General features: G+C 28.5%; 19 protein-coding genes and 1 riboswitch. Of the genes, 5 read left to right on the top strand and 14 right to left on the bottom strand.

Annotation, left to right across the window (positions count from 1 at the left end; translation table 11 throughout):
• Positions 1-20 precede the first annotated feature (20 nt).
• From JMO20_RS02185 to JMO20_RS02170, 4 genes are all read right to left on the bottom strand, one after another.
• The gene (locus JMO20_RS02185; RefSeq protein WP_202707749.1) at positions 21-779 is read right to left on the bottom strand and encodes a hypothetical protein; all 759 of its coding nucleotides are present in this window, start codon (positions 777-779) and stop codon (positions 21-23) included.
• Between the two features lie 100 nt (positions 780-879).
• Entirely contained in the window at positions 880-2,679 is a 1,800-nt protein-coding gene (locus JMO20_RS02180) for an ATP-binding protein (protein ID WP_202707747.1), read from the bottom strand.
• 2 nt (positions 2,680-2,681) lie between these two features.
• A complete protein-coding gene (locus tag JMO20_RS02175) occupies positions 2,682-3,374 on the bottom strand; it encodes a response regulator (protein ID WP_202707745.1) in 693 nt (230 codons plus the stop codon).
• A 173-nt stretch (positions 3,375-3,547) separates the two neighbouring features.
• Positions 3,548-4,378, bottom strand: a complete 831-nt coding sequence (locus JMO20_RS02170; RefSeq protein WP_202707743.1) for a peptidase MA family metallohydrolase — start codon at positions 4,376-4,378, stop codon at positions 3,548-3,550.
• A gap of 146 nt (positions 4,379-4,524) precedes the next feature.
• Here JMO20_RS02170 and JMO20_RS02165 point away from each other — a divergent pair, with 146 nt between their 5' ends.
• Positions 4,525-5,148, top strand: coding sequence for a S8 family serine peptidase (locus tag JMO20_RS02165; RefSeq protein ID WP_279380036.1), 624 nt, complete (start codon positions 4,525-4,527; stop codon positions 5,146-5,148).
• 248 nt (positions 5,149-5,396) lie between these two features.
• Here the strand turns inward: JMO20_RS02165 and JMO20_RS02160 are convergent, their stop codons facing one another.
• The 10 genes from JMO20_RS02160 to JMO20_RS02115 form a co-directional block, all read right to left on the bottom strand.
• On the bottom strand, positions 5,397-7,688 hold the full coding sequence (locus JMO20_RS02160) for a hypothetical protein (protein ID WP_202707741.1): 2,292 nt from the start codon (positions 7,686-7,688) through the stop codon (positions 5,397-5,399).
• A 13-nt stretch (positions 7,689-7,701) separates the two neighbouring features.
• On the bottom strand, positions 7,702-10,137 hold the full coding sequence (locus tag JMO20_RS02155) for an ATP-binding protein (RefSeq protein ID WP_202707739.1): 2,436 nt from the start codon (positions 10,135-10,137) through the stop codon (positions 7,702-7,704).
• A gap of 280 nt (positions 10,138-10,417) precedes the next feature.
• Positions 10,418-12,091, bottom strand: coding sequence for a TRM11 family methyltransferase (locus JMO20_RS02150; RefSeq protein WP_202707737.1), 1,674 nt, complete (start codon positions 12,089-12,091; stop codon positions 10,418-10,420).
• A gap of 482 nt (positions 12,092-12,573) precedes the next feature.
• Positions 12,574-13,185, bottom strand: a complete 612-nt coding sequence (locus JMO20_RS02145) for a recombinase family protein (protein ID WP_207753409.1) — start codon at positions 13,183-13,185, stop codon at positions 12,574-12,576.
• A 225-nt stretch (positions 13,186-13,410) separates the two neighbouring features.
• Positions 13,411-14,775 carry an ImmA/IrrE family metallo-endopeptidase gene (locus JMO20_RS02140; RefSeq protein ID WP_202707735.1) on the bottom strand — a complete coding sequence of 455 codons (1,365 nt, stop codon included), beginning with the start codon at positions 14,773-14,775 and terminating at the stop codon, positions 13,411-13,413.
• Complete coding sequence (locus tag JMO20_RS02135; RefSeq protein ID WP_202707732.1) at positions 14,765-15,172, bottom strand: helix-turn-helix transcriptional regulator; 408 nt, start codon at positions 15,170-15,172, stop codon at positions 14,765-14,767. The genes JMO20_RS02140 and JMO20_RS02135 overlap by 11 nt, the downstream gene beginning before the upstream one ends.
• A 310-nt stretch (positions 15,173-15,482) precedes the next feature.
• Positions 15,483-15,896, bottom strand: a complete 414-nt coding sequence (locus tag JMO20_RS02130; protein ID WP_202707730.1) for a type II toxin-antitoxin system HicB family antitoxin — start codon at positions 15,894-15,896, stop codon at positions 15,483-15,485.
• 74 nt (positions 15,897-15,970) lie between these two features.
• A complete protein-coding gene (locus JMO20_RS02125; RefSeq protein ID WP_202707728.1) occupies positions 15,971-16,168 on the bottom strand; it encodes a type II toxin-antitoxin system HicA family toxin in 198 nt (65 codons plus the stop codon).
• Positions 16,169-16,337: 169 nt separating this feature from the next.
• The gene (locus tag JMO20_RS02120) at positions 16,338-17,132 is read right to left on the bottom strand and encodes a DNA adenine methylase (protein WP_202707726.1); all 795 of its coding nucleotides are present in this window, start codon (positions 17,130-17,132) and stop codon (positions 16,338-16,340) included.
• 59 nt (positions 17,133-17,191) lie between these two features.
• A complete protein-coding gene (locus JMO20_RS02115; RefSeq protein WP_202707724.1) occupies positions 17,192-17,449 on the bottom strand; it encodes a DUF5659 domain-containing protein in 258 nt (85 codons plus the stop codon).
• A 593-nt stretch (positions 17,450-18,042) separates the two neighbouring features.
• On the opposite strand from JMO20_RS02115, the gene JMO20_RS02110 reads away from it, so the two are divergent.
• The 4 genes from JMO20_RS02110 (at position 18,043) to JMO20_RS02095 (ending at position 20,391) form a co-directional block, all read left to right on the top strand.
• Positions 18,043-18,495, top strand: a complete 453-nt coding sequence (locus JMO20_RS02110) for a MarR family winged helix-turn-helix transcriptional regulator (protein WP_202707722.1) — start codon at positions 18,043-18,045, stop codon at positions 18,493-18,495.
• Between the two features lie 26 nt (positions 18,496-18,521).
• Positions 18,522-19,040, top strand: coding sequence for a spermidine/spermine N(1)-acetyltransferase (gene paiA / locus JMO20_RS02105; protein WP_202707720.1), 519 nt, complete (start codon positions 18,522-18,524; stop codon positions 19,038-19,040).
• Positions 19,039-19,134: riboswitch (guanidine-I (ykkC/yxkD leader) on the top strand. (Overlaps the previous gene by 2 nt.)
• Positions 19,135-19,217: 83 nt before the next feature.
• Positions 19,218-19,643, top strand: a complete 426-nt coding sequence (locus tag JMO20_RS02100; protein WP_202707718.1) for a hypothetical protein — start codon at positions 19,218-19,220, stop codon at positions 19,641-19,643.
• Between the two features lie 40 nt (positions 19,644-19,683).
• On the top strand, positions 19,684-20,391 hold the full coding sequence (locus JMO20_RS02095) for a B3/B4 domain-containing protein (protein WP_202707716.1): 708 nt from the start codon (positions 19,684-19,686) through the stop codon (positions 20,389-20,391).
• Positions 20,392-20,508 lie beyond the last annotated feature (117 nt).

Here is a 20,508-nt window from a genome sequence, read left to right as displayed (position 1 = left end):
TATACTGCGTTATTACTTCACTAATCATTCTGAAACGTATCCTGGTTAGTATCTATTGATGACTCTTTCTCTTCTATATTTTTAGTTTCTTCTTTTATACTTTCTATATTTTCAGGTTCTACATCTTCAGGTTCTACATTTTCAATATCTTCTTTATCTTCAACATTTTCAGTATCTTCTTCATTTATTTTATTGCTCTCTAAAAAAAACTTTTTAAATACCTTTAAAAAATTTATCCTATCAATATCATTAATTAAATCTTCTGCATTGGTTTCTTCATTTACATAAATAAATCTTACTTTTCCCATATCTTCTGAGCCTTTTATGTATACGTTTATTTTGTTCAAACCAAGCTTCAGTTCTAATTCTTGCACAAAAATCCCAAAAGACCCTACTTCGATTTCTTTAGTACTAGGGGGCAAAAAGAACTCTTGTTGTTTATCATAAAACTCTTTTAATGCTTTATCATTATTTAAAGCTATATTATTTTTTGTTAAATTTTTCAGTGATAAATTTGGCGTTGAATATACTTCCACAACCACTTTACTCTCTTCAGGTGCTTTACCAGAAAGTAAAACGGTCTTATGAGAAGTAACTAAATTATCTTTTGGTTGAAACACTTCAATATTACTTTCATAGAATTTGTGAATTTTACTACTATTTATCTTTTTCGCTATTTTTTCATTAGATGAAATTTTTCCACTACTTGTATATGAAACAGTTCCAGTAGTACCTATTATCGCAAGCACTATTGTGGCTGATATGATTCTTTTAAACATTATATGTCCTCCTCAATATAATATCTATCTCTACAGCCTAATTATATAATAGTATTATTACAAACATATTACAACGGAATTAAAATTGAATTACATAGAATTACTGTATTGGTAAAATGATGTCTACTTCTGTTCCTACGTTGTATTCACTTCTAATTTTAATGTCTCCGCCATGAAAGACTACTATCTGTTTTGCAATAGAAAGTCCTAATCCAGTCCCACCTAGAGCTCTTGACCTTGCTTTGTCAACTCTATAGAACCTTTCAAAAATTCTATCTATATCTTCTTCAGGTATACCCAAGCCATTATCTTTCACCGTTACAATAACATGATTTTCTTGTTTTTTTGCTATTATCTCTATTTCACCATCATCTGGTGTATACTTTATCGCATTGCTTATTACATTTAAAACCACTTGTTCTAGCCTATCTTTGTCACCTGCTATTTGAGGAATATCACCTTGAATATCAAGAGTAATTTTTTGATTCTTCTCTTGAGCCGCTATCTTCATTTTAAAGTAAGCATCCCTTAATAAGTTCTCCATATAAAGAGAGCTTTTATTCCACTTAGTTTGTTTATAATCTAAATTAGATAGCTGAAGTAAATCTCTAACAATCCTTGCCATTCTATCACATTCACTGTCTATAACATCCAGAAATTTGTTTGAAAGCTCAGGACTTTCCATACCTCCATCGAGTAAAGTTTCAGTATAACTTTTAATAGTTGTTATTGGGGTCTTTAATTCATGAGAAACATTGGCAACAAACTCTTTTCTCATATTTTCTAGCTTTTGTTGCTCTGTTACATCTTGTAAAACTATTATTAGACCACCAATTTCATTGTTTTTATTTCTAAAAGATGCATATTTGGCTCTATAAACAGAAGGGTCCATATCTAATAGGTAACTTCCCTTCCAATCATTGTTTTCTTTTATATATGATAATGTTAATTTTGGATTATACTTTACAAAAATCTCATCAAAAGTCTTATGTTCTACTTCCTCCTCAGTAATGCCGAGCATCTTTAAAGCATTTGGATTTACATGGATAATAGTTCCATTTATGTTTACTGCGATAACTCCATCAGCCATATAAGTAAATATAGTATCCAGTTTACTTTTTTCTCTATATACCTCTGACATTGTTCTTTTAAGCTTAAGAGTTAAGTAGTTAAACATGCTAGCTAATTGTCCAATCTCATCATTTGATTTTACTTCAACAACCTGATCAAAGTCTCCTTTGGCCATCCTAGCAGCTTTTACTGTAACATCCTTAATAGGTCCAGTTATGCTATTAGCTATAAAAAAACCTAGAAATATGGTTATAAACAACGCTAAAAGGGTCGCTTTAGTTAGGATTTCCTGTGCATCATCTAAAGTTTCATACATATTTTCTAAGTCAGCTGTAACATAAATTATACCCTTTACTTTTCCAAACTCATTTTCCACAGGATAAGCTAAATGTTTAATCTTATCTTCTTCAAATGTTTTATAAGATATCTTGCCTTCCTCTAGTGCCTCAAGTATAATATCCTGATTTAAAAGAGTATTATCTTGAAACGGACTCTTTCCCACTAAATCTTCTTGGTTGAACCTTCTACTAGAATATGACGCAATTATCTCAGGTGCTTCTGAATTATTAATAATATATAAATTTCCTTGAAATGAACCATTACTAATAATAGATCTTCTTATTTCATCTTCTGATGCCTTCCAGTCATCTTTAGCTAAGCCACTATTAATTACCAATAGATTATTTACTGTATTTTCCATTCTCTTTGTTATTTGATTTTCTTGATTCTCATAGAATTTTTCAACAATGAATACTCCTACTATAACCATAGCTATAAAAACTAACAGAAAGTATACAGTAATAAATTTCCATCTTATACTTTTAAACATTTTTATGCCCTCCTGAAGTAGTATCCTACACCTCTTTTAGTAAGGACGTATTTATAGCCTTTAGAGTCATCTTCAATTTTCTCTCTTAATCTCCTCACAGTTACATCAACCGTTCTAATGTCTCCGTAGTATTCATATCCCCATACTTCTTCAAGTAATTTTTCCCTTGAAAATACTTGTTCAGCCTTAGTGGCTAAGAACCTTAATAATTCAAACTCTCTCAAAGTTAAATTAATAATTTCATCATTTCTTCTAACTTCATATTTATTAATATCAATTATTAGGTCACCTGATATTACCAAGTCCCCGTCAGTTGAATTATCTGACACAATTTCTGACCTTCTTAGATTTGCTTTTACTCTCGCAATAAGTTCTCTCATACTAAATGGCTTAGTAATATAATCATCAGCACCTAGTTCTAATCCCAACACCTTATCTACTTCTTCCTCCTTAGCAGTCAACATCAATACTGGTATCTGTAGCTTACCCCTAACCTCTTTCAAAACCTGAAATCCATCTTTTTTTGGTAGCATTACATCTAATAAAATTATATCAGGTTTTATATCAAAAGCTTTGTTAATAGCCTCTTCTCCGTCAAATGCAAGGTCAATTTCATATCCTTCCTTTTCAAGATTAAATTTTAAAATCTCAGCAATTGGCTTCTCATCATCAACAACTAGTATTTTTTTACTCAATGCTACTCACCCCATTTAAATTTTTAATATATTAGTAAACTATTATTTTTTGTATTTTTAATTATCTATTATATAAGTATATTCTATGAATGTACATATTTTTCCTGCTAACTACCTACTATTGCATTGTAATATATTAATTTAAACACTTTTAAAAGAGTGACTTTTTAAGCTCACTCTTTTAAAAGTGTTTTATCTATATCCATAAGATTTACTTTCAAAACTTTCTGTGTCGATTTATCCATACTATTACCATCTCCTAAAGTATCTAACAATAGCCTTAACTTGTCAAATCCCCAATTTTCTGAAATACTGGAAACGACTTCAAATGACTTTCTATAGGATAGCCCAGTATCAATATCATAGAATTTATTAGTTAAATCTTCAACAGTGATGTCATTACCATTCTTGATTTCACTACCCCATTCAAACCCTGTAGTTTTATATTCTACATATAAGGCAATCCCTTCTGTAAGCCATATCGGATAGTTACCATTTGTAATATCATCTACTACTTGATGAGCAAATTCATGTACTACAGGTCCATTTTTTTCAAAGGCTTCTTCATATGATTCATTTTGAGACAACCAAACTTTAGGAGATAGTATATTAATTGTACCACTATAATATACTCCTAATGGCGGAGTGTCTTTCTTTAATCTAGTATTATCTACTAAGTCTTCTCCATTATTATAAATGATTATTACGACTTTCTCTTGTGGATAGTAATCAAACATCGAACATACCTGATCATAATATTTACTTAGTATTTTCGCTGTCAGTTCTGCATTTTTCTTATCATCCTCGTACCTAATAACAAACCTCTCAGTTTCCAGCTTATCATATTCTTTTACATTGTGTAAGATTCTAGTCTTTTCAAAAGCTTTTACTAACTGGCTAAACTTGCTTTTTATATTTAAATTAAATAAACTAAATACTGTTAAAGTCATGATTATAACTAAAACAAATACAATACTTTTTCTAGCTTTTCTTTTTAATTTCATATACACTCCCCCTTTCATTTATATATGTATATGTAAAGGGGATAGTATTATTATAACACGATATTATGTAAACTTCATTGGTAATTTTTTATTCACCTTTTTTTGCATATCCGCATACATTGAAGCATAGGCAGGTGAGATAAATTATGATGAAGAGAGCTAAAAGAGTATGTCCAGTTCTAAGCGCAAAACTTCTTTCAAAATCAAAAGAAGAAGTACCGGTTATCATTCGAGCGAAAGATAACGATTCTAATAAACTTAGCGGCTTAGTTTTTAATATGTCTGGGCGAGTTAAATATAACCTACCATTAGTTGGTGGAGTAGCATGTAATATGAATATTGGTGCTATTGATAAGCTATCTAAAGACCCTAACATTGAATATATAAGCTTTGACTCAAAAGTCTTTGCACTTCTAGATATAGCTACTGAATCTATTGGTTGTCAAATACCGCAGGTAGAAGGATATACAGGCAAAGATATAACTGTTGCTGTTGTGGATACAGGTGTTGCTCCTCACAGTGACTTAATTAAACCTAGAAGTAGAATTGTTGGCTTCAAGGACTTTGTGAATGATAGAAGTAAGCCATATGATGATAATGGTCATGGAACTCACGTATCAGGTATTATAGCATCAAATGGCTATTCTTCAAATGGTAAGTATGCAGGCGTTGCTCCTGAAGCGAACATTCTAGGTGTAAAGGCTTTAGATGAAAATGGTAGTGGAAGTACTTCAGATATAGTTAGTGCTATACTGGTTAAAATGCAATGATATTTCTATTCTTGAAATGTATATGGTATATTCTTTGAAATTATTTATACATGATAAAGAAATTCAAAATATGATTTATCATAAAAATAGTAGTCAAAGATCTTTGACTACTATTTTTATACAGTAATTTACTATATTCATTAATACTGATAAGTATTTTTAGATAAATTACACAAGAAATCATTCTTAAACTCTCTCAATATATATCATGTGTCAGAAATATATTTTAACTATCCTTTTACTTCTAATCAAAATTGGGTTTTCATTATTATTTCCCCTACGTTAACTAACTTTTCTCTATTGAGATTAGCCTTTATTAAAAACAGATTATTTAGCAATCTTTCTTCCTTCTTATAGGGAAAGTTAAACTTTGGTCTTATAGCGTTAATCTCATCATCATAATATTTTGCGAATTTTTTTGGATTATCAATATTCCCTTCTTCAATTGAAGTAGCAATCTCTTCTAATGTAGCTATAAGTTCATTCCCCCCATCTATACTTTGCAATTCTTTTAAGCTTAATGAAATAGTATAATTGTTTTTGCTACCCTTTAAATTAAAGGGTTGTCCACAGATATTAACCACTTGTAAGTCTCCAGTAATCTTAATACTATCAAGCTCAGGATTTAGTTTTTTTATATTCTTAGCATTTACAATACCTTTATATCTTTCAGCAATTTTATTTTGTATAATTTCAATCTCATTTCGTAAATCTAATTGTTCTATTAAGACGTCCTCACCGTTGCATATATCTTCGATATATATTTTAAATGTTTTTGTTTCTTTATCAATATTATCTGCAAATACCCCTGGTTTACCTATCCTAGATATATAGTTACTAAATTTGCTTATTAAATCACTTGTAACCACACTATTTAAATTGGTTACTCTTTGAATATCATACTTGATGTATCCATCTTCTACTTTAAATTTATTGAAATTCACTAGATCTTCACTATTACCTATTATATGTTCAACAATATTATGTTTATCCTCTGGTATTAAGTCTTTAATTTCCTTTATACCCTTATATGAGTTATACACTTTCTTAATTACTCTAATAAGTTTTAGTTTATTAGGTCTATTAAAGTAGCCCTCTACATAACTTGCTTCTATTAATTCCTTAAAATATAATATTATTCTTTCTTCATCACTTTCCTCTAACTCTAGAAACTCTTTAAATTTATCATCAATAACTTTAGAATTAAGTTTTGAGTAACCATCTTTATTTAATATACATAAGTCTAAAATATCTAAATCAATATGCATTTGCACTTTTAAATCTATGTAATAAGGAGTACTCTTGAAATAATTTAAGGGGTAACTAAACTTACTACTTGAATTCCCTTTATCTATTCTTAATAAAATTCCATATTCAGAAGATCTATTTCCATCGTTTCTTACTGCTAAATCACATGGTTGTGTTATTAAAATATAGTAATGACCAAAAATCTTAAATATATCACCGGAGTTAATGCTATTATATAGTACATTTATATTATCATTATATTTTTCTATCTTAAAACATTCATTTATAAAGTCGCTTTTTCTTTCTTCCACCTTATTATCTCCACACATAAGCTCATATTCATTCAATAATTTAAAAACTTGAGGTATATCTGAAGAAATAGAATTTTCGAATTCAGCTTTGCTTATAATATTAAATATCCGTAGTAACAGCTCTAATGGATGGGTTCCTTCTTGATTAGGATATGATATTATTAAATAGTCTAGAATCTCTAATGACTCTCTTAACAATCTATCTTTTGCGTTATTTAGACCATCTTTCAGCCTCTTTACTATATCTCCTACTAGTACAGAAGATATATATGATTTTGATCCAGTAATTATCTTATTGGAAAACTCGACTCTGTCACTTAATGTTTGTTTATCTATCACATATACTCTTCTATAAATATCTTCTAGATCATGATTTTCTCCAATCTGAGAACTTAGTATTGAAAAAATATTATTTTCTATAAACTCCCTGTTATTCTTATTATGTTCTAATATTTTTTTTATTAGTTCTATCCCATTTCGTTTATCATCTTTACCTTCTAATTCAAAATCTACCAGCCATAAAACTTTAAAATTATGATTAATATTTGATAAATATTCATCATAATTTTTTATGACTTCATCATACGATTTATATAATTTAAACTCCTGAATTGGATTTTTATCATCTTTTGCTAACTCTTGCAACTGAATTACTAATTCTCTAATCGCCGTATTAGTAGGTTTATAATCATCTTCTAATAACTTGTCTACTTCTTTGATAATCCCCATATTCTCTTTATTATCTATTAAATTTTCATAAATATTCACAAAAGCATCTACATTGTCTCTGTATATATCTATGTTTTCCCATAGTTGTATCATAGGTTTAAAAGGTTTTGAATATTTATCAAAATCTTTCCTTAATCCATTTTTAAATAGTACTAACCTATCTGTATTTGTTATTTCTTCATTATGTAAGTCATCTATAGAAATAATATAACCTATCTTATTTAGTTTGAGCCATTCATTTAAATTGTTCATAATCTTTCCCCCCTTAGTCTGCGAATGTTATTTTAAATTTATATCTATTATTATTATTATTTCTTTCTTGTAATAGACAGATATCTGCTTTATTATTTGCTAATATTGATTGAACAATATATAAGCCCAAACCTCTTCCTTTATCTTTATCAGTAACAAAAGGATAAAAAAGATCTTCCTCTCTATTTTTTGATATGCCATACCCATTGTCCCATATATTCAAGGTATTATTATCTGATATTTCAATATAAAAGTTGGTTTCTTCAAATCCAGTATTTTTTTTGTATTTTGATAACCAGTACTCTGAATTAAGATATAAATTATCTAGTACTTGATTAAGTTGTCCTTTATTCATATAGATTTCAAAATTCCCTTTTTTGATTATATTTATTTTTATACCTTTCTTTTCTGATCTATCTTTGTAAAAGTCTTGAAATTTCATTACAAACATATAAATATCAATTGTATCTTTCTTTTCTCTTACAATCATAAATCCAGGAGACATATGTGAAATTTGTTTTCTAAATAAATTTATAGTAGTTATAACATAATCAAAATAATTCTCTATTAAATTATTTATATTAGCTTTAATATTCTTCTTTACTTTATTTGTATATACTTCCAAATTATCTAAAGTGGTAATCATATCATGTGTTAGTGCCTCTGAAACTAATCCTAAGCCAGCTAAATGTGCTAGTTCTTCAACTCGCTCTGTTTGCTCTTCAAGAACTCTCTTTAGATAATCCATACTAGACTGTATTTGATGTAAATATTGTTCTGTTTCTTTGTTTGTGTCTTCTGACTCTTGTGAATTATTATGCATATTTTTGTTAAGCAAGTTTATTTGTCCATTAATTTCATTATCCCTTTTATTATTATTTTGCTTCAACCTATTTACAGCTTTATTTACATTTCCTAATGCATCATCAGTATTTTTTATTTTTGTTTTATCATTGTATTTTTCTTCTTTATATTTATTGTAATTATTTTTTATAATACTAGATGTCTTTGATTTTATCTCACCAATTGCTTTATTTATTATTTTTATAAAGTTATTATAGTAGAAATTTTCTATAAACCCTTCTCTGTCAGTTTTTTCCTTTAAATTTTTGTTCTTCATACCATCTAATTTAATATATCCAATGATAGTATCATTTTTTATGTCATAAAAAGTTCCTCCTGTCTTTGAAGAAGTATTTATACCTAGCCAATCTTTCCCATCATATCCATACGGTAACACAGTAAATGAATCTCTAATCACATAAACCCCATTAAAGTTTTTTACTGCTTCTCTATAAGATGTTACATTTTCTAATATACCAATATTCCTAGTCTTTACTAGTTCCTGAAAATAACCTGCATCTAAATTAAAATCGTAAAGTCTAATATAAAAGTCACCAGGATGATATTTGTCTATCATGTATAATCCATCTACACCATTTTTTATATCATTAATTTTTATATCTAGCATTACTTTAAATTTGTTATCATCAATAAGTTTAAAAGTAGTTTTCATCTTATTAAACTCTGAATTAAAAAAGTCTAACATTTCTTCATTAGTTGGATAATTATTATTTCTTATGAACCACCTTCTATCTAAATAGCCATTTATAGTCAACTTTTTGCCTTCTAGTTTAACTTCATATTCGCTTCTTCTTTTTTCCAGTAAGGTATTAGATATTAGCTGAGAGTTGAATTTTTTACCATTTATCATTCCTTTTATTAAAAAAGAAAAATCTTTACTAAAAGGTGAGGTTATTTGCATTAAATTCTTTTCAAACTCTCTAATATTTTTCTTATTATTCCATAGATCTCTATTTTTTAGATCTTTAATAATTATTTTCGTATATCCCTTAGAAGTATTTTCAACTGTTCTTTTGTAGATTTTAATTTTGACTTCTTCTAATGTTATATCTTCTTCATACATTAGCCAAGGGATTTTAACAGTATATTCAATGTTTGAATCTTCTTTTTTTGTAATCAAAGTGGATATATTCCCCAATCTATGCAAAGATATTCTTCCTAATCCTTTTTCTCCTATAGGATATCTATTATATTTTGTAGTTCTCATTTCTTGAGACTTAAATTTCTTTTTAAGGGAATTTGATATAGTAAGCCAACCTCTTTCGATATCTTCTAAGCTCATACCTATTCCTTTATCTTCTATCCTTATAATTCCTGATACTGGTACTTGTTTCTTCTCAAATTGATTTGAATTGCTTGTTTTTATCTCTACCTCTTCAACACCCGTATAGAAGCTATCTATAAAAAAATCCACTATTGGAGAATCTGCATCATAGGAATTTTTAATTAACTCTGAAAATGCTGTTATTTCACTAGATATTAACTCTTCCCCTAATCTATTAATAATAGACGCGTGTACATGCATATTTGATATTTGAACTTCTTCATCATTATTTCTTAAGATATTGTTTTTTTTATTATCCATAAAACACACCCCCCATTTGCAAAATTAATATATATTTTTACAATATATACCTTATAAAATATTACTTCTATAAAGAAAAAATATTTCCTTCTATTAACATAATTTCATTTTTGAATATTAGTCTATTGCATTTTTAATTTTACTTTGTCTTGTAATACACTAACCATTTTTTTGTCCATAAAAAAACAAAGTTTGAATTTTTGAATTATATTCAAACTTTGTAACAAAAATTTTAACTACTATATAAACTAATTTTTTCTAAAATAAGCAGCTTAGTTCATCAACTCTTTTTTACTATTAATATATATTCATTCATCATTGTTTTAACCTTGTTTTTCCTAGTAATTGTCGAATTTATGTGATGAGGCATTCTTTTAAAAGAATACTTCCTACTTAGGGACGTAATAATTTCATAATTTATATCTTTAAACCAATCACTTAGGATGCTTTCCATATTTACAGTTATGCTTCCTAATACAGTTCTATGTCCTACAATCCACGTTTGTATACCTCCTGATTTAAGTACTCTATCACATTCTAATACTACTTGATATAAATCTTTGAAAAAGTCTAATATTTCATTCTTTCTACTAGGTAAAGATTTTATTTTTCTATTAATAGTTTCTAAGATGGCGGGTAATTTTGATCGAAGCTGGTAAATTCTTTTATAGGAAACCTTTTTTTTATCATTAAAGAGTTCATTAAAGAACATATTACATTGCGATTTCGCTAGCTCTCTCATTTTACTATTAGTAAGATAAGTATCATTATATTTAATGTTTCTATATATCTCCAATCTCACTCTTTCTTTTATTAGTTTCCATACTATTTCATCTCTAGTCAATTCTTGTTTTAATAAGTAGTGGCTTTGGTTAATATTACTAATTATTTCTGTCAATTTATCTTTTGCTCTAATATATTTTTCTACATCTTCACTAATAATACTATCCATCTGTTTTGAAAGTTCATTTAAATTCTTTGATGAATTGTATCCATATATTTTTCTTTCATCTACTACTGATTTTTTCCCACCTAGTAAATATTGATCACAATCTGCCGAGTCATGTTTTATATGCAAATACTTGTATATCAAATCACCAATCCATTGTATAGAAAGTCTAGAAAATTGACCATAAGCTACCGTACTTTTTGAATCACCATAAGGTGGAGAAGTTATGATACAATCAACTTTTTCATCTTTTAAATAATCTAAATTTTTTGCATTTTTTAATTGAATTTGGGAAATGGTTTCTCTTTTGTAAGTATCATTAGTAGCCTTTAACATATCTAATAGATATTCAATTTTCTTTTTATAAATTTCTAATGAATTCACATTAAATTTCTTAATATCACTTGGTGACATTCTATACAATTTAAATTCACCATTTCTAGATAATGACGTGTATCTTATTGTTGCACTAAAAGCTGTTAATAGTATTAGTGCAAAAGTTGTTTTGTACTTTTTTGAATTCTTTATAAACTTATTCACCTTCATTTTTAAGTATGACAATTCTCTAATGTTTTCTTCTTTAAACCAATAATTAATGTTATTAAAATTTACTAGTGGTATAGCAACATCTTTCTCATACTCTTTTATAATATCATTTACAAAATCTAATACTCTTTTCTTTATATAATATGTTTTTTTTATAGTCATTAGCTTTGTTTGGGTTAATAATATTGATAAAGGATTTAAATCGGAACCATAAAAATCTAATCCTAAATATTTAGCTTCTAGCCCAATTGTCCCACTTCCAACAAATGGATCAAGAACTGAACTTATTTCATATAGATCCGATAATTTTAATAGTAAAGAATTAATCATATTTGGTACAGCTTTTGCTGGATATGAATGAATGTTTCCATCAGAGGAAAAAAACGATGAAAAGTCATTTTCACTTTCAAAGTCTAATTCAATTTCTTCCCATAAACTATTTTCCAAAATTTTACCCATAATATAATCACCAAACTCTCAATTTTATTCCAGGACGAGAGCACACCTTGCATAAAAAGTTGAGATGTGCTCTAATAAATTCTCCATATGTAAAAACTTTCTTATCACAATTATATCACTTTATAAAATCTTTGTAAATATTGAGCTTAACTACTAATTAGCTGACAAATATATCCTTGTAAATATATAGCGTTCATCAAATTTAGGCTATTTTAAATACATTCTTTTTAAGGTTACTCTCTTTTATCTCTTTTGTAAAAAACTATTACCCCCATTATTTTAGTTACAGATATGAAGTTAAAAAATGACCTTTCTTGGTCTACAACTCTTAATTAATAAGTCTGAATTAACTATATGTAATAAAGTTCTAAGGGTAGCAAGACTTCCTTCTAGGTGATTAGATTTTTCTGTTTTTGATATTATAGATAAAAACATTAAAAAGATGAACACTTTAAAATTACCTTCGATAATTTCAGTTTTACTTATTTCAATTGTTTTTCGTGTTCCTTAACTCTCCTATAAAAAGTATTCCTCTTCATTCCTATCAGCTTCATCGCTTCAGTAGCTGTTATGTTCCCTTTTTTCCATATATCATAAGTCTCTATGAAATTTTTATCTATCTCAACTTTAGGTCTGCCAAATTTAACTCCTCTTTCTTTCGCAACTTTTATTCCTTCAGACTGCCTTTGTCTTATATTCTTTCTTTCCTCTTCAGCCAGCCAACTCAATATCTGCAATACTAAATTAGTGACTAATTCTCCAACGCCATCTAACTCTGTATACTTCCTAGTATCTAATAAAGGCATATCTAAAACTACAACATTAATCTCGTGATCCATTAGCCATTGCCACTCTCTAAGGATCTCTTTCTTATTTCTGCCGAACCTATCTAGAGATTTAATAAAAAGAGTATCTCCCGCCCTAATACTTCTTTTAAGAGCTTGATACTCTGGTCTATTAAAATCTTTTCCACTTTGTTTATCTATGTATATATCTCTTTCATCAATATCTATACCTTTAAGCACTGCAAGCTGTCTATCTGTATTTTGCTCTTTACTAGATACTCTAATATAAGCATAGTTTCTAATTCCCATTTTAAACACCTCTCTGATTCATACTTAAAGTATACATGAAGTGTTGCAAAACATCAATGCAATTATTGAAATGTTTCAAATGTCGTTTGTATACTTTTTGAAATATGTATCGCTATTACTTTTAAAGTGTTTCATAAAGTGTACTTATTGAAATTAAAAAGTGGAATGGACGAAGAATATATCCATTCCACTTTTCCTATTCATAAACTTTAGTACTTTTAATATCTAGAGTTCAAACTTGGTGTTTAACTCAACTAATGACGATAGTATAGCCCTATAAAACACCTCATATAATGGGTCGTAATCATTAGTTGTATCAGCTGTCATTAAAGCATCATAATATCTTTCTTTCTTGTCTGCTCTCAAATATATCGGGGGCAGGTTTTTCAACTTTAAGAGCCAATTTAACATTGCTCTAGATACTCTTCCATTTCCATCATGAAAAGGGTGAATAATAGTAATTTTATAATGAATCATCACACACATTTCTATATAATCACATAAACTGATTTCATCTTTGTTTTTTATTAATTGATTAAGCTCCTGATCTAACTCAAACATCCTATTTCCAATTTCATTAAAATCAACTGTCTCAAATTTTGAACTAGATACATAATTATTGGTCTTACGAGTACTGCCACCATATTCAGAATATGGAGCATACTGGTATAATAACTTATGTAATTTTAGAATTTTGTATACTGATATATTCTCTTCCGTATTTATGAGGTAATCATACAGGGAAGCATGTCCAACAACCTCAATGATATCTTTATATTCAGATGTACAGTAATCACTTTGTGTATTATTTACTCTCAGGTCAGTAACTATCTCTGCAATATCTGGATAATCAATATTTACACCTTCTAGTTTGTTTTCATTATATACAAAGTTGTTTTTAAACTTGTACCATACTGCTGGACTCCTAGTATCTAAAAAATATGTATACGATTCTATAACATTCTTTAATAGATTTATATCATAGTTTTTCAATCCTAATTTCTTTCTTTTTTTAACGGGTTTGAATTTTCTTATACGTTTTTTTAATTCAGAGGCTCTAATGTCACCATCTATTTTCCTTAATTTGTATGCAAGAGCAAATACACATGATTCAAAACTTACTCCAAAATAATCTGAAATTATTATGACATCTTCAAATTCAACATATCCATTTTTCTCAAATTTAATTGCCTGTGCTTCTAATTCAAATTTGGGCATTAACAACTCACTAGCGAATTTATCAGCAAATTTCTCTATTTCATCTTTTTTTCCAATAGGACATATTCGAGCTACATTCCTATCTTTGATATGATGACATATTTCGTGTGCAGCTGTAAACCTCTGCCTTGAAATTGGTCTCTTATTATTTATGCCTACTACTGGAATGTCATCCTCGTCTTCAGGTACAATATAAATGCCCTCTAACTCCTTAAAATCTCTAAATTGAAAAACTATATTTAAGTCTTCCAATATCATAAATGGATTTATAGGATAAGAGGGCTGTGTATCATTAAAGTAAACATCAAGAAACTTATTAGCTAGAGTTTCTGGTGTATCAAAATATGGCTTAAAGTTAAAACTATCTATCATATTGCGTTTTTCCTTCTTTCATTCTTTGTTTATATTCAATTAGATTAAAGATTTCTTTTTTATCGCTGTCACACAAAGAAGAAAAAGTTCTCGCAAACATCTTAATATCAGTGTTATTTTGCGTACCATAAAGTAATTCATCAGAACTTATACCATATAATTCAGAAAAAAATACTAGTTCATCCGTTGTAACTTTTCTCGTGCCTAGCTCAATTGCTGTAATTGTAGTTCTATGACAATTAGCTAATTTAGCAACATATTCTTGTGATAACCCTAGGTTTTTTCTAGCACTTTTTAATCTATTACATAATGTTTTATTCATAATATCATCTCCCCTTAATAACATTATATCCATCATTGATAGATAATACAACAAAAATGTTGGATATTCTAACATTTTTGTTTAGAGCTTCACTTAAAAGAACTAACTTCGCCAGTTGAAAATTTATTACAAACTTATTTTTAAATAATCTTTAGTACAAAACTAAACAATTATGATCACTGTTGTTTAAACACCTGATATAATTTAAGAAGCACCTTAGCAGTATAGGACACACTCGTTATATTACAACAATATGCGCCTTATATTTTCACATAAAGACTAATACTACCTTCCTCAGTTAAAGCTCTCATATTCTATAACCAAAAGTTTGTGAAGGAGAAAAATATATTACTAGCAGAAAAAAAACCAGGACTTTTTGCCCTGGTTAGCGTCTCTTTTCCTTAACTCCTAAATATTCTTCTAAGCTATCTTTTAGAATCTGCGAAAAATTAACCTTATTCTCAATAGCCATGTCATTAAGCCAGCTTGGAATAGTTAATGTTTTCTTTACAGCTTTATTTCGCATATAGTCCCTTACTGGAATCATCCATACTTCAATTAGTACAATAGATTGATTATCTTCTAGCTTTATGTCCAAAGGCTCAGATGGTTTAGGAACTTCTTCCTCATCTTCTTCTATTCCGTACATATTTAACTCTAAAGCTTCTTTTGCATTTGCTAAGGCTTCTTCAGTGGTTTTACCACAAGTCAAACAACCAGGTATATCAGGAAACTCTACTGAAATTCCATCTTCTGCATAATCAAAAATGGCTGGATAGATATATCTGTTTTTGTACATATTCCTTCCTCCTTTTATATAACATTTAACTATATATTTATCATCATATTCTTTTATTAGGGAGAGGAAAGAATCTACTTTAATTCAATTCCTGCCTGATTTAAAATACTGTTTATTGTTTTAATAGGCAAATCTTTTTTTGGATGTGTAACTGTAACCTTTCCTTTTTTAGATGGATGTATGAATTGATAATGGTCGCCATTTGCTCTTTTAAAGTACCATCCATCCCTTTTAAGTATTTTAATTATTTCCCTCGAAGAATATGCTTTCATTTTTAGTTCCTTCCTTTAAACATATTTTAGCACGTATTAATGTACGTTCCAAAACTTTTTTTGAAAAAATTTTATTTTTCAGTTATTAAGTTAAAAGAAGGTACTCCTGGGGGAAAGGATGTACCTTCTTAATTTATAAATATAAAGTACGTTCTCAATAAAACTTTATTTATACATTCACTTTTTTCTGCAGTATATCTTCAGAGTCATAATTAGTTATTATAAGCTCACCAAAACGTCTTCTACCCTTCTTTGTTCTACAAACTGAATATCCAACATCTACTTCCTTAATATAAAATTCCTTATACCATTCTCTAACTTCAGGATGGTCATTTATAGTAACCATGAATTGACCTTTGATATTTTTTAATAAACTAACTAATTTCAAATGATCTTCTTTATAAAACTTATCTTTGTATTGTGCTGTTTCATAATAAGGTGGGTCACAATAAAAGAACGTTCTTTCATTATCATACTTATCTATCAATATATCAAAGGATATATTCTCAATATAGCAATTACTTAGTCTATCTCGAACTTTATCTATTAGGGACGTATCAAATATGCCCTGGTGTGGTCTTTTGCTAGTCCCATAACCAAAGCAATCACCTTTACTTGCAAAACTATATTTATTTAAGTAATAAAATCTGACAGCTCTTTGTATATCTGTTAAGTACTTACCAGGAATATCTTTATATTCATTAAATATCTCTCGACTTACTACATCCTTTTCAATCCAATTCTTAAGTTCATCAGGATGATATTTAAGTATTCTAAAGAAATTCACTAAATCCCTATTTATATCATTATAAACTTCTACTGCAGATTTTTCTTTTCCAAATAATACCCAACTGGCTCCACCAAATACTTCAGCGTAGCAAGTATGGTTATTAGGTATAAGCTTAATTAAATCTTTTCTTAATCGATATTTTCCACCCATCCATGATAAGGGACTTCTTAACATTATTCATCACTCCTATTATTAGTTATTGAATTTGAGTGATGAAAGAAGAATATGAGAGATTATATAGCCATTCTATTTTTATTGAAATATAGAATATTATTAACTCTTTTCTCAGCAGATAGATAGTCTGCTATATTTACACTGCTTTCTTTATTGGTATAATCAAGTAATGCCTGGTTTAATTTTTCGGAGTTTTCAAAATCAATGATACTTCTATTTCCTCCAGGATCTCTTTCAACTTTTACAACTTTAAACTGTTTACAAACTAGAAAAATGATTAATTGCTTATCTGTAATTTGTACTGTTTTCTTGTTCATTTCTACCCAACTCCCTTCTATATAAAAATTATATAGGAACGTATGTTCTGTGTAAAGGGTGTAATTATTTAATAGCTCATTAATAGTAAACGAATAAAGAGTATAATTTACATTTATCATTTATGATGACATCAATTAACAGTATGTTTTTTCTTCTCTACACACTATCTAGTTCTTAATAAAAGATTCATTAGAGTTAACTAAATATCGACACTTCAAATTGGATTCTAAGAGCTTTAAAAGATATGTCCCTAGTAAATGTACCCCCTTAATTTTCATTGTGCTCGTCATGATTGCATTTTTTGATTGAAAGTGGAAAAAACTATTCCTTATAAATATATAGAATTAGAAAACATCCTAAAAAATGAAAAAGGCATAGCAGCATAATTTGTAGAAAACACGCTAAAGAGTTTTTGTTTGAAGTTGTATCTTATGTAATGCACAATGGAACTGCATCAAATCACCTTTTAGAGATAGTATTATTATTTTATTATTATTTTTGTTGCAAATGCAATAAAAACATGTTAATCTATATATAAATAATTTTTATTGCATTTGCAACAAAATACAAGTTAAGGAGTTTATAGTTTACTATGAAAGAAATTCTTCGTGAAATTGGAATGATTGCAAGAGCATTAGATTCTATAAGTAATATAGAATTTAAAGAATATAATCTTACAAAGGGTCAGTATTTATACCTTGTAAGGATATGTGAAAATCCAGGAATAATTCAAGAAAAGCTAGCTGAGATGATAAAGGTAGACCGAACAACTGTATCTCGTGCCATAAAAAAACTTGAACTTAATAACTTTATTGAAAAGAAGGAAGATAAAGATAATAAAAAAGTTAATAAATTATTCCCAACAGAGAAAGGGAAAAAAGTTTATGTTTTTATAAAAAGAGAGAATGATTACTCCAATACTGTTGCACTAAAGGGGTTCTCCGACAAAGAAACAGAAACTATTTCCAATCTTCTGCAAAGAGTAAGAAAAAATGTCGAAAAGGATTGGGAGTTTGTAAAAAAGGGAAACAAAAGAGAATATTGATTTTATGGAAGGAGCGAAACATTTAAATGGCTATAAATATTAAAAAGTGTACTATTGAGGATGTACACAAACTTAAAGAAATTAGTTATGAAACCTTTAATGAGACATTTAAGGATCAGAACTCACCAGAAAACATAAATGCCTATTTGGAAAGGTCATTTAACCTAAAGCAGTTAGAAAAAGAATTATCCAATAATTATTCAAAATTCTTTTTTATCTATTTTAATGATGAACTAGCTGGATATTTAAAGGTCAATATCAATGATGCTCAAACTGAAGAAATGGGTGATGAATTACTAGAAGTCGAAAGGATTTATATAAAAAACAGATTTCAAAAACATGGACTTGGTAAATATTTACTTAATAAAGCTTTAGAAATTGCTAAAAAACTTGATAAGAAGAAAATCTGGCTAGGTGTATGGGAAGAAAATGAAAATGCTATTGCTTTTTATAAGAAAATGGGATTTGTTCAAACTGATGCCCACTCTTTCTATATGGGTGATGAAGAACAAACAGACTATATAATGATTAAAAAATTAATATAAATTAGTTTTCTAGGGTTCCGCAGTTTATAACTGGCTGGTCCGAGAGAAAACGCACAGGTAACTGTGTACACGGAAGGATAAAAGCCTGGGAGATACTTTAATAATATTTCTCGGGATTTTTTATTTTTATTCTTTTATGATGAATATACGAAATTAGTAAAGGGATGAGTGATGATTATGGTTTCAAAGTATTTACCGATTGGTTTGATAGTTTTATCAAGTTTATTTTATCATTTGTCTCAAAAATCAACACCAGCTAATTTAAACCCTATTGCTACACTAATAGTTACTTATGTTTCTGCCTCAGCTGTATCTATAGTATCTTTCTTTATTTTTGTTCCTGATGCCAGCTTAAGTCAATCGCTTAGAACCATAAATTGGTCAAGTCTTCTATTAGGGTTTGCAGTAGTAGGTTTGGAATTGGGATTCTTGTTATCATATAGAATAGGCTGGAATATAAGCATAGCTGGGCTTTTATCAAATACATTGGTAGCGCTTTTGCTTATTCCTATAGGCCTTTTGATTTATAAAGAAACCATTTCACTTACAGCTGTTTCAGGTGTGATACTGTGTATAACAGGCTTAATTCTTATTTCCAAATGATAAGGAGAATAATACTTAAATTATATGAGGAGGAATAAAAATGAAGAAATTTATAATTGAAGATGATTTTTGGAGTCTATTTCCTAATGCTAAAATAGGTGTTATTATCTGTAGTGATATTGACAACACAATCAAAGATAATGAAAAATACGAACAGCTAATTTCAAATGCAGAAGAGGAAGCTTTAAAATATTTTAAGAACCCACAATTTAGCAGTAACGAAGTTATAAAAGTATGGAGAGAAGCGTTTCAAAAATTTAAAACAAAAAAAGGTGCAAGGTCTTCTATAGAAGCGTTACTAAAGAGAGTTCATAATGGAAAACATATAGGAACTATTAACCCCCTAGTAGATATCTATAATTCTATATCATTAAAATATGCATTACCATGCGGTGGCGAGGATATAGAGAAATTTAATGGTGATATAAGATTGACGAAGGCAGACGGTAATGAAAGTTTTGTTACATTAGGCACGGATAAAAGTGAACCACCATATGAAGGTGAGGTAATATACAAAGATAATGAAGGAGCTATTTGTAGATGCTGGAATTGGCGTGAATCTGTAAGGACAATGCTTACAGAAAATACAAAGAATGCCTTCCTATGTATTGAATTAGTTAATGAAAATAGGATTATAGAATTTGAGAATGCATTAGAGGAGCTAGAGAAAGTGGTACAAGATAATTTAGGAGGAAAATGCAAAATTTCAATTCTTGATATCAATCATAGAGAAGTATTAATAGCGTAAATTAAGGAAGATATAAGATGAGTTATTTCAATAGTTTGATTTTAGTATGATACATTGGCAATATTTCAAAAAAAAAAGTGACCATTACCAAAACTTCTGGCCACTCTTTTTTTGTTA

It is taken from the genome of Sporosalibacterium faouarense (assembly GCF_016765695.1).
Classification (GTDB): Bacteria; Bacillota; Clostridia; order Tissierellales; family VENL01; genus Sporosalibacterium; species Sporosalibacterium faouarense.
This window is presented reverse-complemented; position numbering and strand designations above follow the sequence as displayed.

Excerpts from the sequence above, each read along its gene's own strand:
- JMO20_RS02170 (WP_202707743.1), bottom strand. The coding sequence starts at position 4,378 with ATGAAATTAAAAAGAAAAGCTAGAAAAAGTATTGTATTTGTTTTAGTT.
- JMO20_RS02155 (WP_202707739.1), bottom strand. The coding sequence starts at position 10,137 with ATGGATAATAAAAAAAACAATATCTTAAGAAATAATGATGAAGAAGTT.
- JMO20_RS02125 (WP_202707728.1), bottom strand. The coding sequence starts at position 16,168 with ATGAAAGCATATTCTTCGAGGGAAATAATTAAAATACTTAAAAGGGAT.
- JMO20_RS02115 (WP_202707724.1), bottom strand. The coding sequence starts at position 17,449 with ATGAACAAGAAAACAGTACAAATTACAGATAAGCAATTAATCATTTTT.
- paiA (WP_202707720.1), top strand. The coding sequence starts at position 18,522 with ATGGCTATAAATATTAAAAAGTGTACTATTGAGGATGTACACAAACTT.
- JMO20_RS02100 (WP_202707718.1), top strand. The coding sequence starts at position 19,218 with ATGGTTTCAAAGTATTTACCGATTGGTTTGATAGTTTTATCAAGTTTA.
- JMO20_RS02150 (WP_202707737.1), bottom strand. The coding sequence starts at position 12,091 with ATGGGTAAAATTTTGGAAAATAGTTTATGGGAAGAAATTGAATTAGAC.
- JMO20_RS02095 (WP_202707716.1), top strand. The coding sequence starts at position 19,684 with ATGAAGAAATTTATAATTGAAGATGATTTTTGGAGTCTATTTCCTAAT.
- JMO20_RS02145 (WP_207753409.1), bottom strand. The coding sequence starts at position 13,185 with ATGGGAATTAGAAACTATGCTTATATTAGAGTATCTAGTAAAGAGCAA.
- JMO20_RS02185 (WP_202707749.1), bottom strand. The coding sequence starts at position 779 with ATGTTTAAAAGAATCATATCAGCCACAATAGTGCTTGCGATAATAGGT.
- JMO20_RS02130 (WP_202707730.1), bottom strand. The coding sequence starts at position 15,896 with ATGTACAAAAACAGATATATCTATCCAGCCATTTTTGATTATGCAGAA.
- JMO20_RS02120 (WP_202707726.1), bottom strand. The coding sequence starts at position 17,132 with ATGTTAAGAAGTCCCTTATCATGGATGGGTGGAAAATATCGATTAAGA.
- JMO20_RS02140 (WP_202707735.1), bottom strand. The coding sequence starts at position 14,775 with ATGATAGATAGTTTTAACTTTAAGCCATATTTTGATACACCAGAAACT.
- JMO20_RS02110 (WP_202707722.1), top strand. The coding sequence starts at position 18,043 with ATGAAAGAAATTCTTCGTGAAATTGGAATGATTGCAAGAGCATTAGAT.
- JMO20_RS02165 (WP_279380036.1), top strand. The coding sequence starts at position 4,525 with ATGATGAAGAGAGCTAAAAGAGTATGTCCAGTTCTAAGCGCAAAACTT.
- JMO20_RS02135 (WP_202707732.1), bottom strand. The coding sequence starts at position 15,172 with ATGTTAGAATATCCAACATTTTTGTTGTATTATCTATCAATGATGGAT.
- JMO20_RS02180 (WP_202707747.1), bottom strand. The coding sequence starts at position 2,679 with ATGTTTAAAAGTATAAGATGGAAATTTATTACTGTATACTTTCTGTTA.
- JMO20_RS02160 (WP_202707741.1), bottom strand. The coding sequence starts at position 7,688 with ATGAACAATTTAAATGAATGGCTCAAACTAAATAAGATAGGTTATATT.